The following is a 26,605-nucleotide window of genomic DNA, read 5'->3' on the forward strand; positions in this document are numbered from 1 at the left end:
CCTTTTTTTTCGCCCGTCAGAACATCATCCGCCATTGGCCGGTCAACGCGCCGTTGCGGTTGTCCTGGCCCGTTTCGCCGCTGTAATTCAGTCCCAGGGTATGACGTGGCGATACGGCCAAATCTAGCCCTGCCTGCCAGAGCAAGCTGTCACGGTCCAGTTCGACGCCTTTGACGGTATAGATGCCACTTCCACTAGCCATACGCTGATGTGAGGTGCCCCTTACGTCGCCATACAGGTGCTTCCAGCCGACATCCAGTCGCGGCGTCAACCGCATGCCTCGGTCGAAAACCAAAGGGCGGGCGAGGCGCAGGCCGAGGTCGCTGCTGTAGTGTTCCTGTGCCTGGCCGTTGTACTGCAACGCGGCGTCCCCACCTTTTTCGGTATAGGCATCGCGTTGATAGCGCTGGTAACCCACTTGGACATAGGGTTCGATATCGAAATGTCCAACATCCAGGTTGTAGCCGATCTGTCCAAAGACCTGCTGTGTCGTGGCATCGTAACGACCCTTCAAGCGATCCCTGAATCCGTTGAAGGCAACGTGGCGCTTGGTGCTGCCGTCATGACTGCCATAGACAGCGCCCAGGCGCAGCGCCAGCGGCCCGTCCTGGCGCAAGGCGTACGCGCCGGCGAGCCAACTGTCCAGGGCCCCGTCGAACTGATAACTGTCCATCCGCGTCTGGGTCTTGCTGCCGATGATGCCCAGCCGCCAATCGGGGCTGACAGCCCAATCAGTTCCCAGCATCAGGCCCTTGGTCGAATGCTTGAGGGCGAAGTCGCCCAATTGCTTGGCGAGGCTGCCGCTGTTGCCGATGGCTTGGACCCAGACTTGGCCGTTGTCGTACCCATCCGCCGGACTTCTCCGGCTCATGGCCGAGAGCATTCCGGTGCCGATTGGCGCGATGCTGCTCAAGGTGGCATTGCCCAGATCGGCGGTGTCATAACCGCCCAGTTGGTCGATGGCATCGGCGGCGGTGGTCAGGTTGGTGCCAAGCAGGGCGTTGATGGCGGCGTTGGGTTTGGGCACAGGTTGGGTGGCCGACGATTGAGCCGCAGGCGTTGGCGCGGCGCCGGCAGTTTTTGGTGATTCGGTGAGTTTTGACGTTGGGCGAGTGGCTTGCGGCTCGTCGGCCGGGGACGGTACTGGCGCTGAAGTGCCGCTAGGTACTGGCGGCGATGGTTCGGCTGACTGTGGCTTCGGAATAGCGCCTACAAATTCTTGGCCGTTGGGATTTGCCGTGACGTTCTCAAGGGGCACTTCGTTGCGAGCGAGGACCAGTTCCACTTGTTTCTCCGTGATGTAGTCCGGTGTAGCCGTCATGAAAGCGAGTTCATTGATGACCTTTCCAAACTTCCCATCGATCTTGTCCGCCTTGATCACGACGTGCTTGCCGGCTTCGGTGGATTCGCCGGATACGGCGGTGATCTTCAGCGTCGCATTGCCCAAGGTAGCGGTGCCGCCAACGTTGATCGTGGCGCTGCCTTTCTCTGCATCGATTCCATAAACCAACGTCGCGCTCTTGGATAATTTGAAATCGTTGATAACCGAAGGGGCTCCCGTTACAGGATTGACTTCCACCAGGCCGGCCACATCCAGCGCGTCGACCGTCCCGCCACCGCTGAACGTGCCATTTTTTCCCACGAACACAGGCCCGGCCACCGTGCCTTGGTTCACGAGTTCGCCAAGAATGTGCATCGCTCCGTTGATGTCACCGGTGTTGATCAATTGGGCGTTCGAATCAATCAGGCTGCGGCTGTCGAAGGCCTTGCTGTTTGACCATTCGCCTCGCTTTAAATACAGGTCCTGGAAATTACGTATTTCACCTAACTCGCCTCCCTTGGCGATATCCAGTTGCAAGACGTTGGCGCCACCGCCGCCGTCGGTGAGCCCGATGAGTTCGCCTTGCCTGGTGACAAGCACCAGATCGTTACTGGCGTCCTTCGACAAAGGGACTTCCTGGATTTTGATGACTCTCTGGGTATGGGTATCCGGCGCAGCCGCGAACACCTTGAGACGAGCCTGCATCTCGCCGGTTGTTTCGAAGGAATGGGTTTCCCCGGCAACTGATTGAGCCATCGAAACATCGGCACAACCAAGCGCCAAGGCGATTGCCAGCGCAAGATGTTGGGGCAGGTATGTGTGTTGGGTAGGCATCGAATGTGACCTCTGATGAAAGAGGTCGCACTTTAAAAATTTCACCCTGTGCGGCGATGCCAGCCATCTCCTCGCCGTGGGAAAGATTCGGCGGATGAAATGTGTAGGCTGCTTGTGCTGCGATCAGCGTGTTGGTTGGTTGGCTTTCATGGTCCGGAGCTTTGCCCTACGACCCTTTCAGAAAAGTGTACGGACCGGACACATGGTTAACGGGGCGCCCGAGATCGACGTCCACCGCTAGGTGGCCTGATAGCCGACCTAGCTATTGGTGGGATCGCGTTTCTTCTGTGGGAGCGAGCCTGCTCGCGAAAGCGGAGGATCAGTTTGCGGTGATGTTGGATACCCACAAGGGTTTGGGAAACGGCACGGTCCGGTGGCGAGGGAGCTTGCTCCCGCTGGGGCGCGCAGCGGCCCCAAAAAAGCGATGAGCGCTGCGCACTCAAGCGGGAGCAAGCTCCCTCGCCACAAAAGCTTCCCAGCCATCACGCCACAGATTGATCAACGGTAAACGCTGTGGGAGCAAACTTGCGATAGCGGTGTTTTAGTTACATGGATGTTGGACTTGCTGACCCCATCGCGAGCAGGCTCGCTCCCACAGGAGAAACGCGGTCCCCATCAAGAGCCAGATCGGCTATCAGGCCGCCTCGGCGTGGACGTTGATCTCGGGCACACCGAGCCTAGGCGAGGTGCCAAGTGGTGGGGCAAAAGCGTTTGGCTTACTTTTGACTGGGCCGGCTTCCGGGCTTTTCGAAAGTGACTCGCCGTCAGGGCGAAACCTTAAGTGGCCGTTACCGCAGCAATGGATATACCCACCAACCTTAAAACCCCGACTCAACGATTATTCAGATAAGCCTTCCCATAATGCCGCTCCATCCGCGCCTGAATCAGCTCCAACGCAATCGACATCAACCAGTAAATAATCGCCGCCGTCGTCAGCATCTCGATATACCGATAACTGGAACGACCATAAGACTGCGCCAAAAACATCACCTCCCAAACCCCCATCACCGAGATCAGCGAGGAATCCTTGAGCATGGAGATGAATTGATTGGTGGTCGGCGGGATGATGGTGCGCATGGCCTGGGGCAGGGTGACGCGCCAGAAGATCACGGTTTCGCTCAGGCCCAGGGCGAGGGAAGCTTCGCGTTGGCCGTTGGGGACGCCAAGGATGCCGGCGCGGAAGATTTCGCTCAGGTAGGCGCCGTAGTTAAGCGACAGCGCGATGATCCCTGCGGCGATGGCGCCGGGGACCACGCCCAGTTGCGGCAGGCCCAGGTAGATCAGCAGGATCTGGATCAGCAACGGCGTGCCGCGAAAGAACGATGCGTAGAAACTGGCGATGCCGAACGCCACTGCACTGCTGGACAGCCGCGCCAGGGCGGTGATGAAGCCCAGCAATGACGAAGCGACGATCGAACACAGGCACAGGAACAACGTCAGCACCGCGCCTTGCAAAAAGCCATTGGGCGCCAGGTGCACACCTAGCAGGTTTGGCAGTTTGTCGAGGATGATCGAGAACTTCAGGTCGAAGCTCAGGAAGAAACTCGCGAACAGCACCAGCATGACCGCCCAGGTCAGATACAACCGTGTGCGGAAACCGAAGATTTTTTGCAGGCGTGATTCAGCCGCCGGTGGCGGTGGCTGAGGCGGTGGAAAAGAAGTCATTGGGTGATGTCGGCGCCGATCCATTTCTGCGAGAGTCTGCTCAAGGTGCCGTCCTGTTTCAACTGGGCAAAGACTTCACGCACCTTGCTGTCCCATTGGGCGTCGCCCTTTTCAATGGCCACCGAGTTCGGTTCGGAGTAGAGCGACGCGCCGGCCAGCTTGAAGCGCTTGTCTTCGGTCAGGCGCGGCTGCGCGGTCACCAGGTTGGTCAGCACCGCGTCCAGGCGCACCCCGGCGCCCAGGCCCAGGTCCTGGAAAGCCACGTTGTCGGTGTCGTACGGGGCGATCTGCACGTCCTCGAACGGGTAGCTCAGTTGGGTGTCCTCGGCGCCTTCGATCACCAGGTTCTTGTTCAGGTAGCTCTCGTAGCTGGAGGCGCTGGTCAGGCCAACCTTCTTGCCGCTCAGGTCCTTGGCGCCGTGGATACGGTCGTCCTTGGCGTTGACCACGATCACCGCTGGCGAAGCGTAATACTGCACCGGGAAGTCGAACACTTCGGCGCGGGCCTTGCTCGGCGTCATCGAGCAGATGCAGATGTCATAGCGCCCGCTCCAGTGACCGGCCGCGATCACGTCCCAGGACGGCGTTTCCAGGCGCAGTTTCACGCCCAGTTTCTGCGCCACGGCCTTGGCGACGTCCACGTCAAAACCGTCGAGCTGGTTCTGATCGTTGAGGAACGAGAAAGGCGGATAACTTTCCATCAGCACACCAACCAGCTCTTTTTTCTGTTCGATGCGATCCAGCGTGGCGCCGGCGAATGCTTGCGAAGAGGCAGCCAGCAGCGTCAGGCCCAGGGCCAGCAATGGTTGTAATTTCATGTGAGGGCCCTGTTAGAAAAATAAGTTGTAGTTCTCTGAATGGTGCGTATTAAATAGTTATAAGAACAACTCCGGTAGTGAGTATTTTTCATAAGCTTATGAGTGAATCGCATATGGGCGCAGTAACGACAGTTATTCTCGATGGCGGCATGGGCCGTGAACTGCAACGCCGTGGCGCGCCGTTCCGACAGCCCGAGTGGTCGGCGCTGGCCTTGAGCGAAGCGCCTCAGGCCGTTGAGGCCGTGCATGCGGCTTATATCGCCAGCGGCGCCAACGTCATCACCAGCAACAGTTACGCCGTGGTGCCGTTCCATATTGGCGAGGCGCGTTTCGCCGCCGAAGGCCAGGCCTTGGCCGCGCTGGCGGGTGAGTTGGCCCGGCGCGCAGTGGAGGCTTCAGGTAAAGCGGTGCGGGTAGCTGGGTCGCTGCCGCCGCTGTTCGGTTCCTATCGGCCGGATCTGTTCGACGCCTCCCGCGCCAGTGAATTGCTCGCGCCCCTGGTGAACGGCCTGTCGCCCCACGTCGATTTGTGGCTGGCCGAGACCCAAAGCTCCACGGTCGAAGCACGGGCGATTCATGCCGGGCTACCGAAAAACGGCAAGCCGTTCTGGCTGTCGTTTACCCTGAAAGACGAAGACACCGATGAAGTGCCACGCTTGCGTTCCGGCGAGCCGGTGGCGGACGCCGCGGCGGTGGCGGCGGAACTGGGTGTCGAAGTGCTGCTGTTCAACTGCAGCCAACCGGAAGTGATCGGCGCGGCCATCGATGCGGCGCGGGACACCTTCGAGCGCCTGGGGGTGAGAATCCACATCGGTGCCTACGCCAACGCCTTCCCGCCGCAACCGAAGGAAGCGACGGCCAACGATGGTTTGGACCCGCTGCGCGAAGACCTCGACCCACCGGGTTACCTGCAATGGGCGGCGGACTGGCGCAAGCGCGGGGCCAATCACCTGGGCGGCTGCTGCGGGATCGGGCCGGAGCACATTGCCGTGTTGGCGCAACAGCTGGACTGAGCAGTCGGGCAGGACATCCAAACTTACGATTCTCGTCGCTTGCGCGGCGATGCCTATACATATGTATGCCGTTTTCGCTTTTGCGACGGGATAGGGTCCGGTTTCCTCAATCAAACCGGGCCCTTGAATGTCTACTTTTTCCGAAGATGCGCCAGGCGCGCCATCGAATCCCCCTGTTGTCCCTCTCAAACCCACCGACGTGTTACCCAGCGGCCCCGACAGCACGGCTCAAGCCGACTTGCTCAGCCCCAAGGGAAAAGAGCAGGCCAGGTTATTGGGTTTGCTGGATACCAACCAAGCGAAACTGGCGCGTCTGTTCGCCAGTCTTCCGACGTTCGACAGCGTGCTCAAACGTTTGCTGGTCAACACACTCCAGACAAAAATCCCCTCGCGTAAGTTACGCACCTCACGGCCTGATGAGATTGATCCGGACTTCTGCTATGTGGGGCACTTCACGGCTGACTCCAACGGCGGGCGCTCGCTGACGACTTCGCAGAGTTTTACCGACGTCCTGTGGCGTTGCATGCAGACGGATACGCCCGAGACCTATAAGGGCAGCGGTGTGGGTTTCTTCACCCGTCCAGACTCGGCGAAGGAGGCCGACAGCCTGTTTGTCGATCCGCTGGACGCGCAGGATCTACGGGCCATGGAGGCGGTGCTCTACCTCGCCAACCCCGCCACGAATGAGCGCGTGAAGCGCCAGTTTCGCGACGACTTGGCCCAGTTTCGCAGCCGCCCCTACCGCGAAGACAACCTCGAGCTGCCCACCACGGCGGCCGCCTTCGCTCATTGGCTTTCCCTGCGATTCCTGCATCTTTTCAACCTTTACAAAGTCGATCGGCGGCCGGCCGCCCAACTCACGCCCAGTGAGCGCATCCAGCAGAAAGATGAAGACCGCCTGCTGGACATCATCACCACCCATCCTGCCAAGGCGGACCGAAACCGGTTGCTGCTGGCCCCTATTCCCCACGTCTACACCGTGATGCTGGCCATGGGGACGGCGGCACCGCAGAAATGGCCTGCCGCGATGGTGATCAAGTTTACCGATCGCCTGACGTTGTTCCTGTATTCCCTGGAAGGTGGGTTACAGCGATTCCGCTCGGTACAAGACCTGATCAGCAACGTGCACCCGACCCACGACGGGCAGGAGCGCACCATCCTGGATATAACGACCGAACTGTCCGGGCATGTGTTTGAGGTGGCGGCGGATGACCTGCTGCAGTTGCAAAGCACTGCACTGAAAACGGCACTGAACGCGCCAGGCAACGAGACGCTCGCGTTGAACACCTTCGCGCAACGCGTTGAAAGTGCGCTGGGCCTGTCCATGTTGTCGCTCGCCGAGCCCTTGGCGGTGCGCCAGCAAACCCTGGTGGAAAACAATCGCCCGGGTTTCTACAAGGCTGCGACCCGCTCCGAGCAAGCCCATTATCGTCGTCTGGAAGGGCAGGTCTTCAAGGCCGTCTACGCCTTGGGCGGCGGAGTCCCGACGCTGCTGCAGTTCACTCGCCAGCAGATCAGGCAATACCTTGAGCGCACCGTATATCCGGGCATCGAGCCGGACCCGGACAAAACCACGATCATGCTGTTCCAGGGCGGCAGTGCCCGTCCAAGCCAGTTTCGTAGCAGCAGCCTGACCCAGTTGATGCTCGATAACCTGCGCCCGCATCAATACCCGAATGCAATGCGGGAGGTCCTGCCGGTGTATCTGCTTGACCGGCATGGCCAACGTGTCCGGCATCCGGCCAATGGTTTTTTTGTCACGTTGACGGGCACGCAACTGGCGCGGATGGCGAACCATCTTGATGTCGGGGGCCGTTATGAAACGCTGCTGCGCAGGGAGATGAACAAACCTCAATACAAGGCCGCGTGGCAAGCGGCGTATCTGGCCAATTTGCAATTCAAGGGCTACGAGGCCGCGCTCAGGGGCGACGAGGTGTTCAAGGCCTCCCTGCTGGATAAGGCTTTCAATCCACCGAGGTCACGCAAGCGGGTGGCTCTCTGGCTGGACGCGGTCCTGGGTTCACCGACAGCGGCGGGGCGTGCGTGGGTCGACGGGCGCAAGGTCTGCGTCCATGGACTGGTATTGGGCGGCAGCGTGGGGGCAGGAGGGCAGCAAGATGCGCTGAACAATGCGGTCAGCATCGACGGTGTATTGATTTTTTCCGATCACGACGGTCCGGATATCCAGGGCACCGTGGGCGTTTATTTCCCGGACAGCCCCGGTGGTGACGATTTCCGCGAGTTCGCTGACCTGAGCGACGGCATTGCCGGGCTGTTGCCGGAAGAACAATGGCAGGCGTACTTCCGTTCGCGCATTTCCACGCTGGATCCCGGGCAGATCAAGCGCTTGTTGGGTCAGCAAGGCGGTCGACCGTTGATTCGTGGGGTGCTGTTGAGCGGCGATCTGTTTGAGGTTCTTCATAAGGCCTATGTCGAATTCCAAAGCGCCTACGCGGATCACCGCTCCAACAGCAACCGGGACATCAGCCATCAAACCGCGGCGAAGCTGGCGATGATGACGGTCGAGATCATCTTCGACTTGGCCGGCCTGCTGCTGGTGCCCGGTTTCCAGATGCTCAAGCGCGCCATCAAGACCGGGTTGCTGGTGCTCAAGACCGGTGCTGTCCCGACGAACCTGCCCACCCTGGCGTTCGTCGATCGCGTGGCCAACCATGTGCAGAAAGGGCTGGCCGGTGGGGTGAGTGTTCCGGTACGCGGCAAGTCCACTTTCCTGGCGATGACGGGTCGCCCAAACCCGGCCGAAGCGTTGGCCGGGCTGCCGCTGGAAGAGGCGCTTTATCGCCGTTATGCGGTGACGGATACGTCGTTGCTGCAAGGGGTCACGCCGGATCCCCAGGGTTTTTATCGCCCCACGCTCACACAGAACGCCACGGGGAGCGTGACCCGCCCGGTGTATGTGCGGCAACCCGACGGGACGGTGTTCCGGGTGCACGACCATACGCGGTTGAGGGCCACCGAGGCCACCATCGTCGACCCTGTCACGGGCTTGAGCATCCGTTCCAGTGGCGTGATGAGGAGTACCGTGGCGCGGATGCCCGATGGGGAATGGCGCGCGGTAGGACACGGCTCGGGCGGCGGCAAGCGCTCGCCGTCCCCCCAGCCAGGCCCTTCAAACCCTAAGCGGCCTGCCGCATTGCCTCGCAGCGCTTCCAACCTGGTGCGTACGCCAAACGAGTGGGACGTCGAGATCATGGACCTGGTCCCGGCCCTCGTCACCCAGCTGCCGAATTGGCCACGCAACCGGAGCTTGTTGATCATCGAGCAAAGGCCGGAGCGTCAGGACTGGTCGGTACGGTTCACACCGGGGCAGGTTGAACGGGCTTATCCGGCCATTGATCATCCGCTGAGATCAGACACGGATATCGTCTTGAGCCGGATCGGTGAGAACCATTACAACCTGCTGCTGGGTGAAGAGGTCGTCGCCAACCTGCTGCTGGGTGAAGAGGTCGTCGCGTTCGATGCCGATGGTGACTGCTTCTTCAATGCCGTCGCCCGGGGATTGAACGAGGGGCAGGCACAGCAGAGGTTTTCGATGCAGGGATTGCGCAATGACGTCGCCGACTACATCGACCTGCATCCGCAAGTGAATGATTACCTGGTGGTGCAACCCTCCGGGATCCAGCAGATGCTCTCTGATAATGCACCGACGCTGGCAGACATCATGGGCGAGCAGGCGGTGCTCGATCTCACCCAAGTCATTTATGGAGGTGTCAATCCACACCGCTTGTTCCAACCGATTCGGGACTACTTGAACCTGCATGTAAGAGCGATGGAGCGCAGGGTCTTGAACCAGGCTCAGGTGGCTGACTTGCCGCCGGAGATCCTGCAACACATCGGGCACCTCCTCTCACCCCGCATGCCGGGTCGCCTGCTGCTCAGCAGCATTCCGTATTACACGCAGAAGAGTCAGGCCTTGCAGGCATTCTTCGAGGATGTGCTGTTGCAGCCCATCGCCAGCCGGGAAATCGCCGAATTGCTCAATAATGAATACCTCATGCTCTCTCAGGACGTGGTGCACGTCATGCTCGAATACGGTGTCCGGGCCCGTGACCTGACAGACCATCACCCCCGCAATGAGATGGCCTACGTCAAGTACGACGAGGCCGTGCACGGCCAGCTCACTGACGATCAGCTCGACCAACAGCTCGATGGTGCCCTTTTGGTCGATCGCGACGACCTGGAGAAAGTGGCGAGACGATTCGAGCGTGAAACGGGCACGCGTATCGATGACGATATCTACCTGATGGATCAGTTCGTTTACTACGACAGGGTCGATGACCTCACGGATTTGCTCATCGTGTCCCTCGAGCGTTACCCCGTCTTGTTGGCACGGACCCGGATCCTCCTGCGCAGCCCCGTGATCGCTTCCAACCTGGGCGGCCTGTTCCCGGTGAAACAGCTCGCGGCATGGATACGAGATCCGGCGTTGAATGACGCGCGCCTTCAAATCATCGCCGAATATGCCAGTAGCCATTACCAGGAAATAGTGAGAACGGGCCGCATTGATATCGATTGGATGCGACCGTTCGATGATCGCAATCTGCATAATCTTGTTCGCCAGCAGGACGAACTGGTGAGTTTTTGGGATTTTCTCCCAGGCTTTCAGTATCTCGAAGACAGCAATATGTCGACGGCCGTGGGTTTGTTCAGCATTTCAGGCCAGATGGCTTCCAATAACCGGATCGCAATTTTTTTCGAGACCCCGAACCTATGGCGAGCCATTCAAGCGATGCCGGGCATCTCACCGCGCGGCGCCCGGCGAATCTGGGAGGACTTGGTGGGGCCGCAGTTCAGCGATGAGAATATACGGCGAACATTGGCGCAGCGTGGTTCGTTGAGTTCCGAGTCGGCTTTCACCAGCGCATTGATCGACAGCCTGACTCTGGACGAAGCTCACGCCCATCGGATCATTCTCGGCGCTTATGGCGTGACCCCACGGCAAGTCCTGCGTTTTATGAACAATTTTGAGTTTACAGGGGCGCTTGCAGACCATAGCCGCCTAGCGCTCGCGCGTTACCTGGCTCGTCATGGATCGATCCCGGATTGGGCTTGGCAGTATGCTCGAGCGGGGGTAACGCCCGAATCGCTGCGATCGTTCCTGGCCGCACGTAAAACGTCCTGAAAATGATTGCTTACGGTTTTTTCGGGCTTGGTCGCGACCCGATATATATGTATGTCATGTCTGGTTGATTAACGCGTTAGGTTTTGGCCTTCAATCCACCATGGACGGTCAAATGCCTATTGATTCCAGAAATGGATCCGACGATTCGTCGATCTCTGTCGTTTCCCTGCTATCCGCCAGCGGCCAGGCCGCTGGTCCACCCACAAGTGTCCAGGAACAGGAACAGGAACAACTCAGACAGTTGAACCTGCTGGACGCTAACCAAGCAGCACTGACCCGTTTGTTCGCTGGCCTGCCAACATTCGATACGGTACTCAAGGACTTGTTGGTTAAAGCCATCAAGGCAACCATTCCAACACACAAGTTTCGTAGCTCATTGCTTGAGCGTATCGATCCGGATCACTGGTACGTGAATCATTATGCAACTGATTCGAACGGTGAGCGGTCGTTGACTGCCTCGAAGAGCTTTTCTGAGGTTATGTGGGATGGTGTATCAACCGATTCACCTCCTGCTTACACACTGGGTGAGGTGGGGTTTTTCACCCGTCCAGATGAGGTGGATGAAACCCATAGCGTATTTGCCGTGCCGGTGGATATGCCCATGCTCCGAGCCATGGAGTCGGCATTGCATATTGCCAATCCGCCAACCAATGACCACGTGAGCCGTCAGTTCCGTGCTGGACTTGCGCACTTTCGTCACCCTGTAAATGACGGGGACTGGCTCGGTTCGACAACCTTGAAGACGGTAGAGGCGGCCTTCGCCCATTTGCTTTCCCAGCGGTTTTTACATTTTCTCGACTTGTACAAGGCTGATCGGGATCCCGCTGCCAAATCAGTCCAGGGCTTGCGCACGTTGCACGGTGACGAGGATCGCTTGTTGGACCTCATCACCACCCACCCTGCGAAAGCGGACAGAAACCGATTGATGCGAGCGCCCATACCGCAGGTATATGCGGTCATGCTCGACATGGGCGTCGATACACCGCAGCAATGGCCTGGTGCGATGGTTATCAAGCGAGCGGACCAACAGATGTTGTTTCTTTACTCTCTGGAGCGCGGACTGCAACGGTTCGGTTCTTTTCAGCAATTAGTCGCTCGCGTGCTGCCTGTTTATAAGGATCAACAACGCAAGGTCCTGGATATTTCCACTGAACGCACTGGACATGTCTTTGCCGTCGCGGCGCAAGAGCTGTTGGATTTGCAAAGCGCTGCTCTCGAAACAGCATTGAATGCGCCGGAAAACGAGACGGTCGCGGTGAGGACCTTTGCAAGGAATGTCGAGGATGCGCTGGTTCTACCCACGTTAAGCCTTGTCGAGCCGCTGATTTTTCGTGTCGCTACGCAAATCGAGAACAACCGGCCCGATTTCTATAAAACCGCGACGCCTTTGGAGCAAGCCCACTATCGCCGTTTGGAAGGCAAAACTCTAAACGCGGCCTACCGACTGGGCGATGGCATTGAGACGTTGGAGCAGTTCGCCCGGCGAAAGATCAAACAGTATCTCCAGCAAACCGTGCATACGAATATACATCCCGATCCGGACAAAACAATGATCACGTTTTTTTCCGGGAAAACTGTTGACCCCAGGAATTCCCGCATTACCAGCTTGACCCAGTTAATGCTTGATAATGTGCGTCCACATCAATATCCAAATACCCTGAGAGAGATACTGACCGTCTACTTGGTCGACCGGCATGGCCAGCGTATACGGCACCCAGCCACCGGTTTCCCGATTACTTTGGCAGGGGATGAACTCGCCAGGATGGCAACCACACTCGATGTCGGTGGAAGCTACGAAACCCTGATTCGCGAAGTGTTGAATAAACCTGCCTATAAGGCGGCGTGGCAGGTAGCTTACTTGGCCAATATGAAGCTCAAGGGATACGAAGCGACGCTCAAGGGAAGCGAAGTATTCAGAACCGAGGTCGTGGACGACTCCCGCAAACCAGCGAAGTCCAAGAAACGATTGGCTCTTTGGCTCAGAGCCATAGCGCAATCGCCGACAGCAGAAGGGCGTGCCGAAGTCGGCGGACGACACGTGAATGTCTATGGTCTTCTACTGGGGGGAAGCGTTGGCATTGGTGGGCAGAACGGGACGATGGGCGATGCGGTCAGCATCGAGGGTGCGCTGATTGTTACGGATCAGGACGGGCCGGTCATCAAGGGGACCGTCGCTGTTTATTTTCCTGACAGCCCTCAGGGTAACGATCTCCATGAGTTTTCTGATCTGAGCGATGGCGTTGCAGCGCTTCTGCGACAGGAAGAATGGCGGACATACTTCCGTTCGCGTATTTCCAGTGCCGATCAAGAGGAAATAAAAAAAATGCTGGGACAGCATCGCAGTCGCCCCCTGATTCGGGGCATGTTGATCACCGGTGACTTTCTCGAGACCTTTCACCAGGCGCACGTCAACTTCCACAGCGCGTATGCGGATCACCGTTCCACCAGTAACCGAGACATGCAACGTCAAGCGGCGCTCAGGATCGGCATGGCGGTGGTGGAAAGCATGATGGATCTGGTCGGTTTGCTTTTTACCCCTGGCTTTCGATTACTCAGTAGTGCGGTGGAGGTTGGCTACAGCGCATTCAGAACCGGTATTCCAATGGATCTGAAGACCCTGATACATGTGCATAATCTCTCATCGCGTATAAACCAACGCTCCGTTCATGGCTGGGTCCTTCCGCTAAAGGGGCAGGCCTCCCCCGTGACGGCCGCGGCTCGTCAGAGCCAGCGAGAAGCGCCGGCCGGCCTGCCATTGGAAGAAACGCTGTATCGCCGCTATGCCGTGACGGATCCAGCCTTGATCCAAGGGGCGTCGCCGGATGCCCAAGGTTTTTATCGCCCCTCCATTACCGACAATGCTACCGGTAGCGTTAGCCGTCGCGTGTATGTTCGGCAACCCGACGGGACGGTTTTTCGGGTGCACGATCACACCCGGCTGAACGCCTCTGAAGCTACCCTTGTCGATCCAATGACGGGCTTGAGCATCCGCTCGAGCGGCGTGATGAGAAGTACAGTCGCGCAGATGCCCGATGGCGAATGGCGCGCCGTAGGGTTCGGCCAGGGGGGAGGAAAACGACGAGCAGGCAGCTCTCCCGGACCAGGCCCTTCAGACCCCAAGGTGCCTGCTTTAACGAGTATTTCCGATGTAATCCGCACGCCGGGTAGTTGGGACAATGAAATCATGGACCTGGTGCCCGCAATCATGACTCGTCTCGGGAGTTGGCCGAGCAACCGAAGCCTGCTGATCAGGGATGAAATAGCGCGGAACAATCAATGGTCGGTGCGATTTACCCCAGGCGAGAATGAACGTATCTATCCGCTGCGCCATCACCCGGATCAATTGCCCAACGATGTCGTCCTGAGCCGGGTCAGGACCAATCATTACCGCTTGATCTTGAATGATCGCACGGTGGATATTCCTGCCGACGGGGACTGTTTCTTCAATGCCATTGCCCAAGGGCTGAATGAAGGCCAAGCGCAAGGTAGGTTCACGATGCGGGGGCTTCGCAATGAGGCGGCTCGTTATATCGATCAACATCCAGAGTTGGCACATTATCTTCCGGCACAACAAGGCTCCGGCATGCAGCTGGCGCTATTTCACAATGCAGCGCCGCTGAAAGACCTGTTGGGTACCGCCGCGTTCAGAGATCTGACACAAATCATCGATGGCGGTCCTAACCCGCATCAATTATTCCAGCCGGCCTTGAATTACTTGAGCAGTGCTATCAATAGCGCAGGCCGTAGGGTATTGAACCGAGCGCAAAGCGGCGTTCTACCGGCGGAAATATATCAACAGATTGGCCGATATTTATCAGTGCGGGCAGCCGGTCCGCTGCGTCGCTGGTATGGGCCCCTGACGTCACGAGAACGGCAATCCCTGCACGACTTCTTGAAAAATGTCTTGTTAGCGCCCGTTCAGCATCGGTATATCGTCCAGTTGATCGAAGAGGATCATTTCTTGTTAAGCCATGATCAGATCCACATATTGCTTGAGTATGGTGTCACCGCTCGGGAGCTGGTGTTTAATCATCGCGTCGCTGACGACGCCTTTGTCCTGTTCGATCAGGAGACGCATGGTCATCTCGATGAGGATGAACTCGAAGAACTGCTCGACGGCGTTTCGCTGGTGACCAGCGATGAGTTGGAAGAGTTGGCACAAAGAATCAGGCAGACAACCGGTCGGGTGATTGATGATCAGGCAGAGCTGCTTAATGCGTTCATAGACCACACCAATGCGGACAACACCAGGAGCCTGTACCGCCAAGCTCTTAGTCGCTTTCCTGCCCTGCAAAGGCGGGCTGAAATATTACTGGGATCCCCCATCGTTGCCTGGACGCTGGGTGACAAGCTGAGCGTGAGCTTGTTTGCAGAGTGGTTGCGCGATACCACGCTGTCCAATGTACGACTTCGCCTGATTGCCGAATATGCCAATAGCCGTTATTCGGAGTTATTGAACACCACGGATCTTGATATTGACTGGATGCGCCCGTTCAACGATCGAAACCTGGGAAGTATCATCGCTCGCCGGACTGAACTGGAGGCTTTCAGGATTTTCTTAGGCAACGAGCAAGAAGTCGGCGACGAGCCTGCCTGGGTCTTGAATTTTTTTAGTGCTCTTGGGCAGCGTGCGTCCAACGCCAGGATCAGTCTGTTGTTCGATACGCCTGGCTTATGGAGCTCGTTACAGCGATTCTCTCTCGATAGCGCCAGGCAAATTTGGGAGGATTTGATTGGGCCACACTTTAGCGATACACACATTCGGCTGGCGCTTGGGCAGCCTGGGGTATTAAGTTCTGAGTTGCATTTCGCGTTGGCGTTAGAGACCAGTCTTACTTCAGAAGAAGTCCGTGCGAACCGGATTATTCGTGGGCTTTTTAGCCTCGGCCAACGGCGGGCACAGCAATATTTATATAACTTCGACTTCCCAACGAATCGCTTGGGACATAGTCGTCTGGATTTTGCATTGCACTTGGAAAATCATATGCGAATGCCCGACTGGGCTTGGCAATATGTTAGGGACGGCGTGTCGGCGGATTCCCTGAAATTGTTTGGAGACCCTAAGGCACCAAAACCAGACGCAAATAAACCCGCTGATTGAATACCAGGCCGACTCCTCATCGCGCGCTCGCCTGCGATGGGGAGTCGAAAGGTATCGCAGGCTACATTCGACATTGCGCCAGACTGTGAATTTGCCCACCCTCGCGCTGATTGCCCTCGCTCAACCATCGCTCGAACCCTGCACGGACCGTCGGCCATTCAGAATCCAGCATTGAGTACCACGCCGTGTCGCGGTTCTGTCCCTTGAGCACCATGTGCTGGCGGAACACCCCCTCAAATGTGAAGCCCAGCCGCTCGGCAGCGTATTTGGAACGGGCGTTGGCGTTGTTGCACTTCCATTCCAGGCGGCGATAACCCAAGGTGAACGACTCTTTGGCCAGCAGATAAACCGCCTCGGTGCTTTTCGGCGAGCGCTGCATCGGCGCGCCGAACGTCACGTGGCCGATCTCGATGCGGCCTTGGGCCGGGACGATGGACATCAGGCTCAGAATGCCCTGCACCTCGCCGTTGGCGCGGTCGATCACGCTGAAAAAATACGGGTCGATATTACTCGCGTGTTTGTTTAGCCAGGCATCGAAGGCGCTGCGATCCTTGAAAGGACCGTAGGGCAAATAGTCCCAGAGTTTGGGATCGGCACCGGGGCCTTCCAGCGCTTGCCACAAATCGTCGGCGTGACGCGCCGGGTCGAGTTTCTCAAGGCGAATGAACCGTCCTTCGAGCAATCGCGCAAAGGGTGCGGGAGCGCCTTTCCAATGGGCCAGTGATGTCGACATGTTTTGCTTCCTACAGGGCTTTGCGAAATTGGATGAAGCCTGGGCGTTCGGCGATGCGCTCGTAGAGCTGGATCGCGGTCGCGTTGGTTTCGTGAGTCAACCAGTGCACCTTGCAGCAACCGTCGGCCGTGGCGGTAGCGTAGACGAACTCGATGAGCTGGCGACCCACACCGGCGCCACGGCTCTGTTCGGTCACCAGCAAGTCTTGCAGGTAGCAGGAATTCTCGATGCTCCAGTTCGAACGGTGATAGATGAAGTGCACCAGGCCCACCGCCGTGTCGCCCTGCCAGGCCAGGGCAGCATGGGTCGGTTCGCTGTCATCAAGCAAGCGCTGCCAGGTGCTTTGGGTCACCGCGTCCGGCAATTCGGTGTTGTAGAAGCGCAGGTAGGCTTGCCACAGCGGCAGCCAGGCGGCGTGGTCGCCGGCGCTGACTTGGCGGATGTCGAGTGGGCTCATGTTCACTCCTTGGGCAGTTGTTCAGGCATCAGGTGAGCGAGGGCGCGATCCTGCGGATCGGGGCTGGCGGCGAGGCCGTTGCGTACCCCGGCGGCATCCGCGGGGCTGCGGTTCTGACTGAGCTTGCGCTTGCCTTCCAGGCGCAGGATGGGCAGGGCGAAGCCGACGATGGCCTTGAGCATACTGTCGATGTACTCGGTTGGTGCGTCATCGATTTTCCACGGCTGCTCGCGGCCGCTTTCGTGGCGGTCGGTGAGGGCGCCTACCAGGTTGCGCAAGCGATGCGCGTCGCTGAATACCTCAGCGCTGCCATAGGCGTGTACGGCCACGTAGTTCCAGGTCGGCACGACTTTGCCGTGTTCGGCCTTGCTCGGGTACAACCCAGGGCTGACGTAGGCTTCGGCACCAGCGAATATCACCAGGGCTTCGGCCCCGGCTTCTAAATCGCGCCATTGTGGATTGGCCCGGGCCATGTGCCCGTACAGGCTGCCGTTCGGCCCTTGTTGCGTATCCAGCAACAGCGGCAAATGGCTGGCCTGCAAACCGTGTTCGCCCTGGGTAACCAATACTGCCAGGCGACAATCGCCGATTAGTTGGTGCAACTGGGGCAGGTCTTCGACGGCAAAGGTTTTAGGGTTGTACATGATGATTTTCCTTGGCGAATGCGAGCATCCTAGGCAGGCTATTGGTCTGTTGTAAGAGCCACTTCCGATCAATTCGATAGGTCCATTAATGAGGACTGTCATGCACTACACCGCACCGCCACTCTCGTTCAACCCCGCTGGCATCGAACTGGACCGCCGCCAAGGCCTCAGTCGCCAGCTTTATCAGGCGTTGCGGGCCCGGGTGCTGGACGGACGCCTGGCCAGTGGCACGCGCCTGCCGGCCAGCCGTGACCTGGCGGCGGCCTTGTCGATCTCGCGCAACAGCGTGGTGCGGGCCTACGACCAGCTTTACGCCGAGGGTTTCATCGAAGGGCGCGTTGGCGACGGTACTTACGTGGCGAAACTGTCCTCGCCGACGCTGCCACTGAAAAATATATCCACAAAAGTATCCACAGGGTTTTCAACAAGCTTACCCACAACCTTATCCACAGATTGGCTGGATTTACCTGTGGCTCCATCCAGTAAAGTTATCCACAGCGGTGCGTTGAACCGCGTCGAAGAACACCATTTGCCTCAGCCGCCCAGTGGTCCGCCGCGAGCGTTCAGGGTCGGTGTACCGGCTTTCGATCTGTTCCCTTTCGATGTCTGGGCCAAGCTGAATGCGGCGTTCTGGCGAAAGCCGGATCTGCAACAGTTGTGTTATGGCGATTCCCAAGGGGACGCACGCTTGCGCGGGCTGATCGCCGCTTATTTGCGCAGCTCCCGGGGGCTGCACTGCACGGCTGAACAAATTGTGATCACCAGTGGCGCCCAGCAGGGCATCAGCCTTTGTGCACAGCTGCTGGTGGACCCGGGCGACGTCGTGCGGTGGTGGACCCGGGCGACGTCGTGGCGGTGGAAAACCCTGGCTATCGCGCCGCCGGGCATGCGTTCGCCGTGGCCGGTGCCGATGTCAGGGGTGTGCCGGTCGATGGCGGCGGGTTGGATTGCGCGGCGCTGGGTACGTTGAGCCACTGTCGGCTGGCCTACGTGACGCCGTCCCACCAGTATCCGACCGGGGTGGTCATGAGCCTGCCACGGCGATTGGAATTGTTGGCCTGGGCCGAACGCAACGATGGCTGGGTCGTCGAGGACGACTACGATGGTGAGTACCGCTACAGCGGCGCGCCCCTGGCGCCCTTGGCTTCACTTGATCGCCAGGGTCGGGTGCTTTACGTCGGCACGTTCGGCAAAGTGGCGTTCCCGGCCCTGCGCCTGGGCTATCTGGTGCTGCCGCCAGGCTTGGTCGACGCCTTCGCGCGGCGGCGCGCCGTGGATGTGCGTCACTCCGAAGTCAGCACCCAGGCCGTGATGGCGGAGTTCATGGCCGCCGGGCATTTCCAACGACATATCCGGCGCATGCGCCGCGCCGCCTTGGCGCGGCGGGATGCCCTGCTGGCAGGTTGGCCGAAGGCTGTACCGGGCGTCGGCGCCATGCCCACGGTCGTGGCCGGGCTGCATGCCACGGTTCCCGTGGATAGCATCGAGCGTGAAGCTGAACTGATCGCCCAGGCGGCAAGCGCAGGTGTGGAAATCAATGGCCTGAGTGGCTATTGGTTACCTACTACGCCTGCAGAAGTCCGCGCCGGTCTGGTGCTGGGCTTTGCGGCAGTCCCGCCAGGGGCGATCGGCACCGCGCTGGCGAGCTTGATAAAGGCCTGGAAAATCTGACGGCACGTAACCGGGACATCAATCGCAGGCCGGGTTATTACCTATGATTTGCTCTCTGGAAAAAACACCTGTATGGCCTGATCATAGGCAATTTCGCTGCGGTAGTGCTCGATCAACTGACGTTGGCTCAGTCCATCCGTAGAGACATCGGCGACCTCCGATTTGACCTGCTCCAGCGTCTTCAGGCGTGCCGAAACAAACCTACGGTCGGGGCCCCAAAACGTGGAGTAGTGGAAGTCAGCGAACCAGAGCGCCTTACCGGTTTTCCAGTCTTTGATTTCATATCTGTCCAAGTAATGTTTTTGCGGTTTTTTGATACGTTTTCGCGCGATCCGTTTGGTGATGTGAATCAGTTTTCGCTCCTTCAACCAGATCAAACCACTCATGGTCGGTGGGCTCTGTTTGATAAGGCCCAGTACGGTGTCGTACTCCTGGCTCCACAGCGCCGTCGATTCTTTTTTGAGTTGCAAGCGCAAGGACTCCGCCAAGCGTTGATTTTCCGCTGACGGTTCAACCGTTTCATTCGTGACCACACTTTGTACTTGATCAAGGGCCTTTTTGATTGCTACCCCGACTGTTTCCAGCCGGCGCGCATGCGCGCTCAGGATCATTGCGACGCCAGCAGGGGTGCGTTCTGGCTGTTGCAAGTCTTTCTCGATTTGCGCCTTGAAGGCCGGTAGTCCGTCGATCAGCGCTTGGCCTTTTTGAATGCTCGTCTTAAGGGCCGGGACCGCCAATGGTGTGTCGGACGGTATATGCTGGGCCCATTCACCTGTTTCCTTACGGCGGAACGTGGCGATGATTTCACTCGTGAATGGATTCTTCACATCGACCCAACCCGTCTCTTCGTACGAGCCGGATAAGCGAGGCTCACCGCTGACGAGGCCCCAGAAGCGGGCCCTGATCATTTTTTTCCGAGGTCCGGGGCGTGGTTTATAAAGAGCGCCCGATCGTTGTCCATCGCTTCGCTTATCAAGGGTTTTGGCCAAATAAAGCAACGCTTGTTTTTTGAGATCACCTATTCGCTGTCGCAGGCGACTGAGATGTTGCAGGTCGGTGCTGCCTTTGTATTCGCTGTCGATGTAGTCGAGGTGTTCGTCGATGGCGGTGAACTGTTCCGTCAGGCCGCCGAGCGCATCGATTTGCTCATCCAGCCGGATCTCGCTGCGCTCATCGATCGCATCATGCAGGGTTTGGGCGGCCACTATTGCCGTGTCGATCAGTTGGTTTATTTCGCGCCAGCCTTCGGGCATCGTGGCGACGCTTTCAAGGGTCAGGCAGAGATGGCGATACATATCCAGTTGAAGGAACCGTAAATCGTCGCTCACGTAGAGAGGCATCGTTGCGCGATGGTCCCGGATGATCTCAACGCCTCCACGTCCCAGTCGCTTGAGCTCGGAAAAGCGTGTCTCCATATAGTCCAGACGCTCGATCATGTCGTCGCCGAGAGCAATCATGTTGTTGGCTGCGTCGATGTGCTGTTGCTCCAGTACTACGTCCCGAGACTGGGCCATGCTCAGCGCTTGATTCATGGCAGGGGCAAAGCGCTCTTGCAACACGGCCATTTCCGCAAAGGTGAAGTGGATTTGCGCGTCCAGATAGGCAACGCCTATTCGGGGGAAATCGGGCCTTGATTGAAAGACCGGCCATTCCATCAATCTCTTCAGGGCTTCATCATAGTAGTGCCGTTGCTCTGCCAAGGTCCTCGAGTAGACGTCACGGAAAATCGCTCTGGTTGCGCTGGAGGCTTGCTTAAAGGCTTGGGCATCTGCGGTCAGCAAGCGCTCGTTGCTCAGTTTCTGTTTTTCAAATGTAGTGAGTTCAGCCAGCAACTGGACGTTCCGGCGCTGTGCGCTGAGGACGACTTGTTGCATGACACCTTTTGACCCGACGCCGCTTAGGCGTAATCGGCTATCGATTCGCCATTGACCTCGTTCATCCCTGATCAGCGCAGGTCCGGTGCGTGTTTTGTCTGCAATGTTGACTTGCTCTGTCTGGACCGTGACCTCGAACCATTTGTCCGACATCTTCGTGTACCAGTGCCCATCCTTCTGGTAGAGGCCCTTGAGCGCGCCTTCGCTCTCTGGCAGTCCTGGGTCGTCGGGGGCCTCGATGCTGAAACTATCGAGCAGGCTGATGTCCTTCCTGGCTTTACCCATCAAGACGCCACTGGTATGGATGATGTCGTAGTGATCTTGCGACAGCTCTTGTTGGGCAAGCGGCGCGAGTGCCTCGATCACGGGCTTGGGTTTGAGCTCGGGCACACCGATTTCCGGTTCCGGCAATGGCTTCACTGCGGCGGTTTCCGGAGCTTCTGTTGGACGACCGCGGTTGTTTGACTTGCGACGATCGATTGCAGCATTGACGACACCCAATGCCACGTTGAGCAGTAAATCGACGAAGATCTCCCACTTGGCCTGGCCCTTGACCTGGTCCTCGGCTATTCCATCGTTTTGCGTCAATTGTTCAAGGTCATTCATTATTTGCCAGAGCCAGACCGCTGTGTTCGCGGTGGTGCCGAGATAGGGCAGCGCCAGATTTAAAATCAGCCAACCCGCTTGTTTGAAAGACGCCCAGCGGCTCTCGCTGTCAGAGACAGACTGACGGTCGGCGAGTGTGACCAAGGCGTCGGCATTGGCCTTGAACAATAGCGGCATGAAGTCGCTTCCCAGGGATTCGTCACTGAGCGTGACAGGGCCAGCGTTGGTTACTGACGTGATGGGAGCCGCCACGAAATCCACGACGGCCCAAGGCGAGGGCAAGGTTCCCGGAAAAACATATCTGCCGTAGGTATCCCGTACACCGTCGGGCAGCCACGCCAGCACCGATTGGCGCAAGGAATCGGTTTGTTTGATGGCGTATAACAGGTTGCTGAACGAGGGGAACTGCCACAGCTGCGGTTCGAGCATCGGGCGGTAGAGCAGGCAAGGACCGGCGCTCGACGTCTGCGGGCCGATCACGAACATATTGGCAACGATGTCCTCGGAAAGACCCAGCTGAAGCTCGGGCACGAACGCCAATTTGCGCAGGACAATGGCTTGGCCTTCAACCTTGCGGTTCGCTTCCAACGTTTCCATCAGCGCCGCGACATAACGACAACCGCGGTCATCTATGTTGCCTTGGCCCCGCAGTTTGGCTTCCAGCGCCAGCAACGGCAGCTGTACGCGTAGCTGTTCGGTGTACAACTTTTCCCGACGGCTCGACTCCGCCGGATCGTCAAGCAGTTTGGTTTTGACCAACTGCGGATAGACGCGGCCGATATCGACCTGAGTGATGAGGTTTTCAAGATAATCCACGGTGACCCACTCGGGTAACTCGGTCCCGTCACGAGCGCTCACGGTTCTATTGCCAGATGGCAGTGCGATCAAGTTTTGCAAGGCCAGTTCAACGAGGTTGAACGAGGTCGTGTCCGACTGGAACGGGACGACGAAGGTTCCCCAGACAACGGGGCTTTCTATTTCTACCTCGATGTTTTCCGGGGCTGGCGTCGAAAGGGTGCCCTGATCGGATCGCATTTGGGCTTTCAGGGCATTCGACGCGTACTCTTTAATGGCCGGAATATCGTCCAGGTAGGTCTTGCCGGCATGGGAACTGCTCAGCGCCGACAGATCCTTCATGTACTGGGCAAACAGTGTCTGGTCGGCTTCGGATGCTTGCTTCAGCCACTCGGGTATTTGATGTTTGAACCAGGACTCTCCGGGCCCGGTCGTCAATCCGAAAGCGGATGGTTCGATTCCTGCTAAGGCCCGATTCAACTCCGCGTGGCTGAGGCCGAGGATCCGGACCTGCATGGCGATAAGCCCGCAGGCCTTGCTGTCAAAAACGTTGCCGCTGGGCTCATAAAACTGCCACCTTATTTTCATCCCGTCCAGATCACCCAGATGGCTCGGAAGCGACCGTTCAAATGCATCGCGTGAGTCGAACCTCTCGTAGCCATTGAGCAATGAATGCGTAAGAACAACCTCCTTGTTGTCGATCAGGCCGACCAGCACGACTAACGAATTTTCGTTCACGCGGATCGTTCGTCCGTCCTCGACGGCTTCGACGTCAACCAGGTAGGCGTGGCTGTCATACTTATCCTTGCGGTCTGCGGGGACGGGGTGGAGAAACAGCTGCCTGGCCATGTCGCATTCAGTCTCCGTCCAGCCCTTCACCTGCTTGACGTTCCAGATTTTGCGCAGCGTGTCGGACATTTCCTGCCAGCGCGCAGCGTACTTGCCGAATGGAGTGTTCCAGTAAGCCAGTTGTTTTTCCTGGCTGGCCGCCGGCATGGCGGGCACCAACTCGTTGATCAGGCGTCCAATCTGGTCGATGCGTACCGGCAAATACGCCTCCGGGACGGTGATGGGGAGCTGAGTCAGAAAGTGCAGCCCATCAATCAACAACGTCGGCTCGTTTGAGTCCGCTCGCTCGGCGAGCAAATCACTGAGCGATTGGTAAATGGTGGGGAGCGCCACGATTTCACCGTCAATGATGTCCCAGTCCGGTGTGCCGAGAACAGTTGCGTAGGGGTCCAGGTCCAGAGAAGGGTAGAGGTCTTTGAGCGCGCGCCGCAGGAGTTCAGCGGCAACGTCCGGATAGCTGGGGCCTGCAAGTAACTGGTTGAGCAACGCCCCCCTGATGCTTGCGTCGGATATAGGGTCTGTGTCGGTAGCATCGAGTGTCATTTGAGTAGTCCCTTATCTCAAGATATGAAAAACCCGAAGCCGAACGCTTCGGGTTTTTCATGCTAGGGAGGCACGGGACGGCGCAGGTGGTAATTATGTATAGGCAGCCATTTTTCGCTTATTGACCGGACTTTATTCGTGTCCAAGCCCGCGTCCGGGCCCGCTCGGCGTCCCTGGGCAACGGCTGCAGCGTATACAGCGTGGCCATCGCCGCTTCCGTCGGATAGAGGTTGGGATTGCCGCGGATCGCCGGGTCGACTTTCTCGGTGGCGTCCTTGTTCGGGTTTGGATAACCGACAAAATCACTCACCGGCGCAATCACCTGCGGTTGCAGCAAATAGTTGATGAAGGTGTAGGCGTCGTCCGGGTTTTTCGCGCCTTTGGGGATCGCGAGCATGTCGAACCAGATCGGCGCGCCTTCCTTGGGCAAGCGCATGTCCACCGTCACACCGTTCTTGGCTTCCTTGGCCCGGTTGGCCGCCTGGGAGAAGCTGCCGGAATAACCCACCGCCACGCAGATATCACCGTTGGCGATGTCGGCCATGTACTTGGACGAGTGGAAATAAGTGATGTACGGGCGCACCTTCATCATCAGCGCCTCGGCCTTGGCGTAGTCCGCCGGCTGCTTGCTGTTGGGGTCCAGGCCCAGGTGCTGCAAGGCCAGGGGCAGTATTTCCGACGGCGAATCAAGCAAGGCCACGCCGCATTGCTTGAGCTTGCTGATGTTCTCTTCCTTGAAGATCAGGTCCCAACTGTCCACTGGCGCGTTGGCGCCCAGGGCGGCCTTGACCTTGTCCGGGTTGAAGCCGATCAGGATGGTGCCGTACATGTAGGGCACGGCGAACTTGTTGCCCGGGTCGTTGGCTTCGATCAGCTTCATCAGCTTGGGGTCGAGGTGGTTCCAGTTCGGCAGCTTGCTGCGGTCCAGGGGCTGGAACACCCCGGCTTCGATCTGCTTGGCCAGGAACACGTTGGACGGCACCACCACGTCATAGCCTGAGTTGCCCGTCAGCAGCTTGGCCTCCAGGGCCTCGTTGGTGTCGAAGATGTCATAGACCAGCTTGACCTGGCTGTTCTGCGCCTTGAAGTCCTCCAGGGCCTTGGGCGTGATGTAGTCGAACCAGTTGTAGACGCGCAAGGTGCGCTCCTCGGCCTGGACAGCGCCGCAAAGCAGCGCGGCGCACACGGCTGGGGCCATTAAACGCTTGAGTCTGTTCATGCTGTTGTTCCTCATGGGGCGCTTTGGAAACCTTCAAGAACGTTCACGGCATTGATGCCGATTTCTGCCACCGCGTAGCCGCCTTCCATCACGAACAGCGTCGGCTTGCCGAGCGCCGCGATGCGCTTGCCCATCGCCAGGTAGTCCGGGCTGTCGAGCTTGAATTGCGAGATCGGGTCGTCCTTGAACGTGTCCACGCCCAGGGACACGACGATGACATCGGCGTCGTAGCCCCGGATTTGCCCACAGGCCTGCTCCAGCGCCGCGCTCCAGGTGTCCCAGCCGGAGCCGGCTGGCAAAGGGTAGTTGAAATTGAAACCCTCACCGTCGCCCTCGCCGAGCTCATCGGCATAACCCAGGAAAAACGGAAACTCCGCCTCCGGATGGCCGTGGATCGACGCGAACAACACGTCGCTGCGCTCATAAAAAATCGATTGGGTGCCGTTGCCGTGGTGGTAATCCACATCCAGGATCGCGACCTTCTTATGGCCCTGGTCGAGAAAGGCCTGGGCGGCAATGGCCGCGTTGTTGAGGTAGCAATAACCCCCCATCAAGTCGCCAGCGGCGTGGTGCCCCGGTGGGCGGCACAAGGCAAAGGCACTGCGCGCCCCACGCTGGATGTCCGCCTGGGCGGTGAGGGCCACTTGCGCGGCGCTGTAGGCCGCCTGCCAAGTGCCGGCGGTGATCGGCGCGCCGGCGTCGAAACTGTAATAACCCAACTGGCCGTGCAGGCTGGTGGGGATGACCGTGCGAAAGGTCCGAGCCGGCCAGGTGAAGGGCAGCAAGTCGCCGTCGCGGTTGTACTTGGCCCAGCGGTCCCAGGCGCCTTTGAAAAATTCCAGGTATGCCGCGCTGTGGATACGCTGGATCGGCCCCAGGCCAAAATCCTGCGGCGCCTCCACCGGCCCCAGCCCCTGCGTCTTGACCCGCTCCAACACATGATCGGCCCGGGACGGCATCTCGAAGCAAGGCATCAACTGCCCGTCCATCAACTCGCAGCGGCCGTGGTGCAGGTGGTGATCGTCTGAGTAGATCGTCAGCATTTTGTTGTTCTCCGCATGGCTGGTCGGTTTGGACACAGTCTTGCGGCGGGAGGGGTTTTGGAGAACGGCAGGAGAGGCCAAAAGGGGATCGAAATGGCCAAAAGGTTTGACCGTAAATCGCCCCTTGTTGGCGCGGGTGTGCGCTGGTTCGGGGCGTTGGGGACCAAGGCTATCTGAGGCCATATAATGATGGGGTAGCGAAGAAGTGCTGAAGCGAGCCTTCCAGCTTGAAAGCCAGCTTCGTTTTTTGTTGCCAGTTGCTAAATAAAAAAGCGG

The 26,605-nt window shown here is 58.5% G+C and carries 12 protein-coding genes and 1 pseudogene; 4 read left to right on the forward strand and 9 right to left on the reverse strand.

Translation table 11 applies throughout. The features are described 5' to 3' along the window. Positions 1-16: 16 nt before the first annotated feature. The 3 genes from J3P88_RS00805 to J3P88_RS00815 all read right to left on the reverse strand — a co-directional run bounded on the left by J3P88_RS00805 (position 17) and on the right by J3P88_RS00815 (position 4,638). On the reverse strand, positions 17-2,077 hold the full coding sequence (locus tag J3P88_RS00805) for an autotransporter domain-containing protein (protein WP_434573479.1): 2,061 nt from the start codon (positions 2,075-2,077) through the stop codon (positions 17-19). Between the two features lie 909 nt (positions 2,078-2,986). Next, positions 2,987-3,820, reverse strand: coding sequence for an amino acid ABC transporter permease (locus J3P88_RS00810; protein ID WP_434573481.1), 834 nt, complete (start codon positions 3,818-3,820; stop codon positions 2,987-2,989). After that, a complete protein-coding gene (locus J3P88_RS00815; RefSeq protein ID WP_434573483.1) occupies positions 3,817-4,638 on the reverse strand; it encodes an ABC transporter substrate-binding protein in 822 nt (273 codons plus the stop codon). Before J3P88_RS00815 ends, J3P88_RS00810 begins: the two co-directional genes overlap by 4 nt. A gap of 113 nt (positions 4,639-4,751) precedes the next feature. On the opposite strand from J3P88_RS00815, the gene J3P88_RS00820 reads away from it, so the two are divergent. The 3 genes from J3P88_RS00820 (at position 4,752) to J3P88_RS00830 (ending at position 15,895) form a co-directional block, all read left to right on the forward strand. After that, complete coding sequence (locus tag J3P88_RS00820) at positions 4,752-5,651, forward strand: homocysteine S-methyltransferase family protein (RefSeq protein WP_434573485.1); 900 nt, start codon at positions 4,752-4,754, stop codon at positions 5,649-5,651. A gap of 127 nt (positions 5,652-5,778) precedes the next feature. Further along, a complete protein-coding gene (locus J3P88_RS00825; protein ID WP_434573487.1) occupies positions 5,779-10,794 on the forward strand; it encodes a dermonecrotic toxin domain-containing protein in 5,016 nt (1,671 codons plus the stop codon). Between the two features lie 112 nt (positions 10,795-10,906). Further along, on the forward strand, positions 10,907-15,895 hold the full coding sequence (locus tag J3P88_RS00830) for an OTU domain-containing protein (RefSeq protein WP_434573489.1): 4,989 nt from the start codon (positions 10,907-10,909) through the stop codon (positions 15,893-15,895). 61 nt (positions 15,896-15,956) lie between these two features. Here the strand turns inward: J3P88_RS00830 and J3P88_RS00835 are convergent, their stop codons facing one another. The 3 genes from J3P88_RS00835 to J3P88_RS00845 are packed head-to-tail and all read right to left on the reverse strand — an operon-like array spanning position 15,957 to position 17,729. Then, positions 15,957-16,628, reverse strand: a complete 672-nt coding sequence (locus J3P88_RS00835; protein ID WP_434573491.1) for a GNAT family N-acetyltransferase — start codon at positions 16,626-16,628, stop codon at positions 15,957-15,959. A gap of 10 nt (positions 16,629-16,638) precedes the next feature. Next, on the reverse strand, positions 16,639-17,085 hold the full coding sequence (locus tag J3P88_RS00840) for a GNAT family N-acetyltransferase (protein WP_434573493.1): 447 nt from the start codon (positions 17,083-17,085) through the stop codon (positions 16,639-16,641). Between the two features lie 2 nt (positions 17,086-17,087). Continuing rightward, positions 17,088-17,729: an FMN-binding negative transcriptional regulator gene (locus J3P88_RS00845; RefSeq protein ID WP_434573495.1), complete on the reverse strand. Its 642-nt coding sequence runs from the start codon at positions 17,727-17,729 to the stop codon at positions 17,088-17,090. A 100-nt stretch (positions 17,730-17,829) separates the two neighbouring features. On the opposite strand from J3P88_RS00845, the pseudogene J3P88_RS00850 reads away from it, so the two are divergent. Beyond that, positions 17,830-19,400: pseudogene (locus J3P88_RS00850) on the forward strand (PLP-dependent aminotransferase family protein). A gap of 41 nt (positions 19,401-19,441) precedes the next feature. Here the strand turns inward: J3P88_RS00850 and J3P88_RS00855 are convergent. From J3P88_RS00855 to J3P88_RS00865, 3 genes are all read right to left on the reverse strand, one after another. Continuing rightward, positions 19,442-24,067 carry a dermonecrotic toxin domain-containing protein gene (locus J3P88_RS00855; protein WP_434573497.1) on the reverse strand — a complete coding sequence of 1,542 codons (4,626 nt, stop codon included), beginning with the start codon at positions 24,065-24,067 and terminating at the stop codon, positions 19,442-19,444. A 118-nt stretch (positions 24,068-24,185) separates the two neighbouring features. Further along, a complete protein-coding gene (locus J3P88_RS00860) occupies positions 24,186-25,286 on the reverse strand; it encodes a polyamine ABC transporter substrate-binding protein (protein ID WP_434573499.1) in 1,101 nt (366 codons plus the stop codon). 11 nt (positions 25,287-25,297) lie between these two features. After that, the gene (locus tag J3P88_RS00865; protein WP_434573501.1) at positions 25,298-26,329 is read right to left on the reverse strand and encodes a histone deacetylase family protein; all 1,032 of its coding nucleotides are present in this window, start codon (positions 26,327-26,329) and stop codon (positions 25,298-25,300) included. Positions 26,330-26,605 lie beyond the last annotated feature (276 nt).

It is taken from the genome of Pseudomonas sp. Z3-6, from assembly GCF_051131985.1.
Taxonomy (GTDB): Bacteria; Pseudomonadota; Gammaproteobacteria; order Pseudomonadales; family Pseudomonadaceae; genus Aquipseudomonas; species Aquipseudomonas zanjanensis.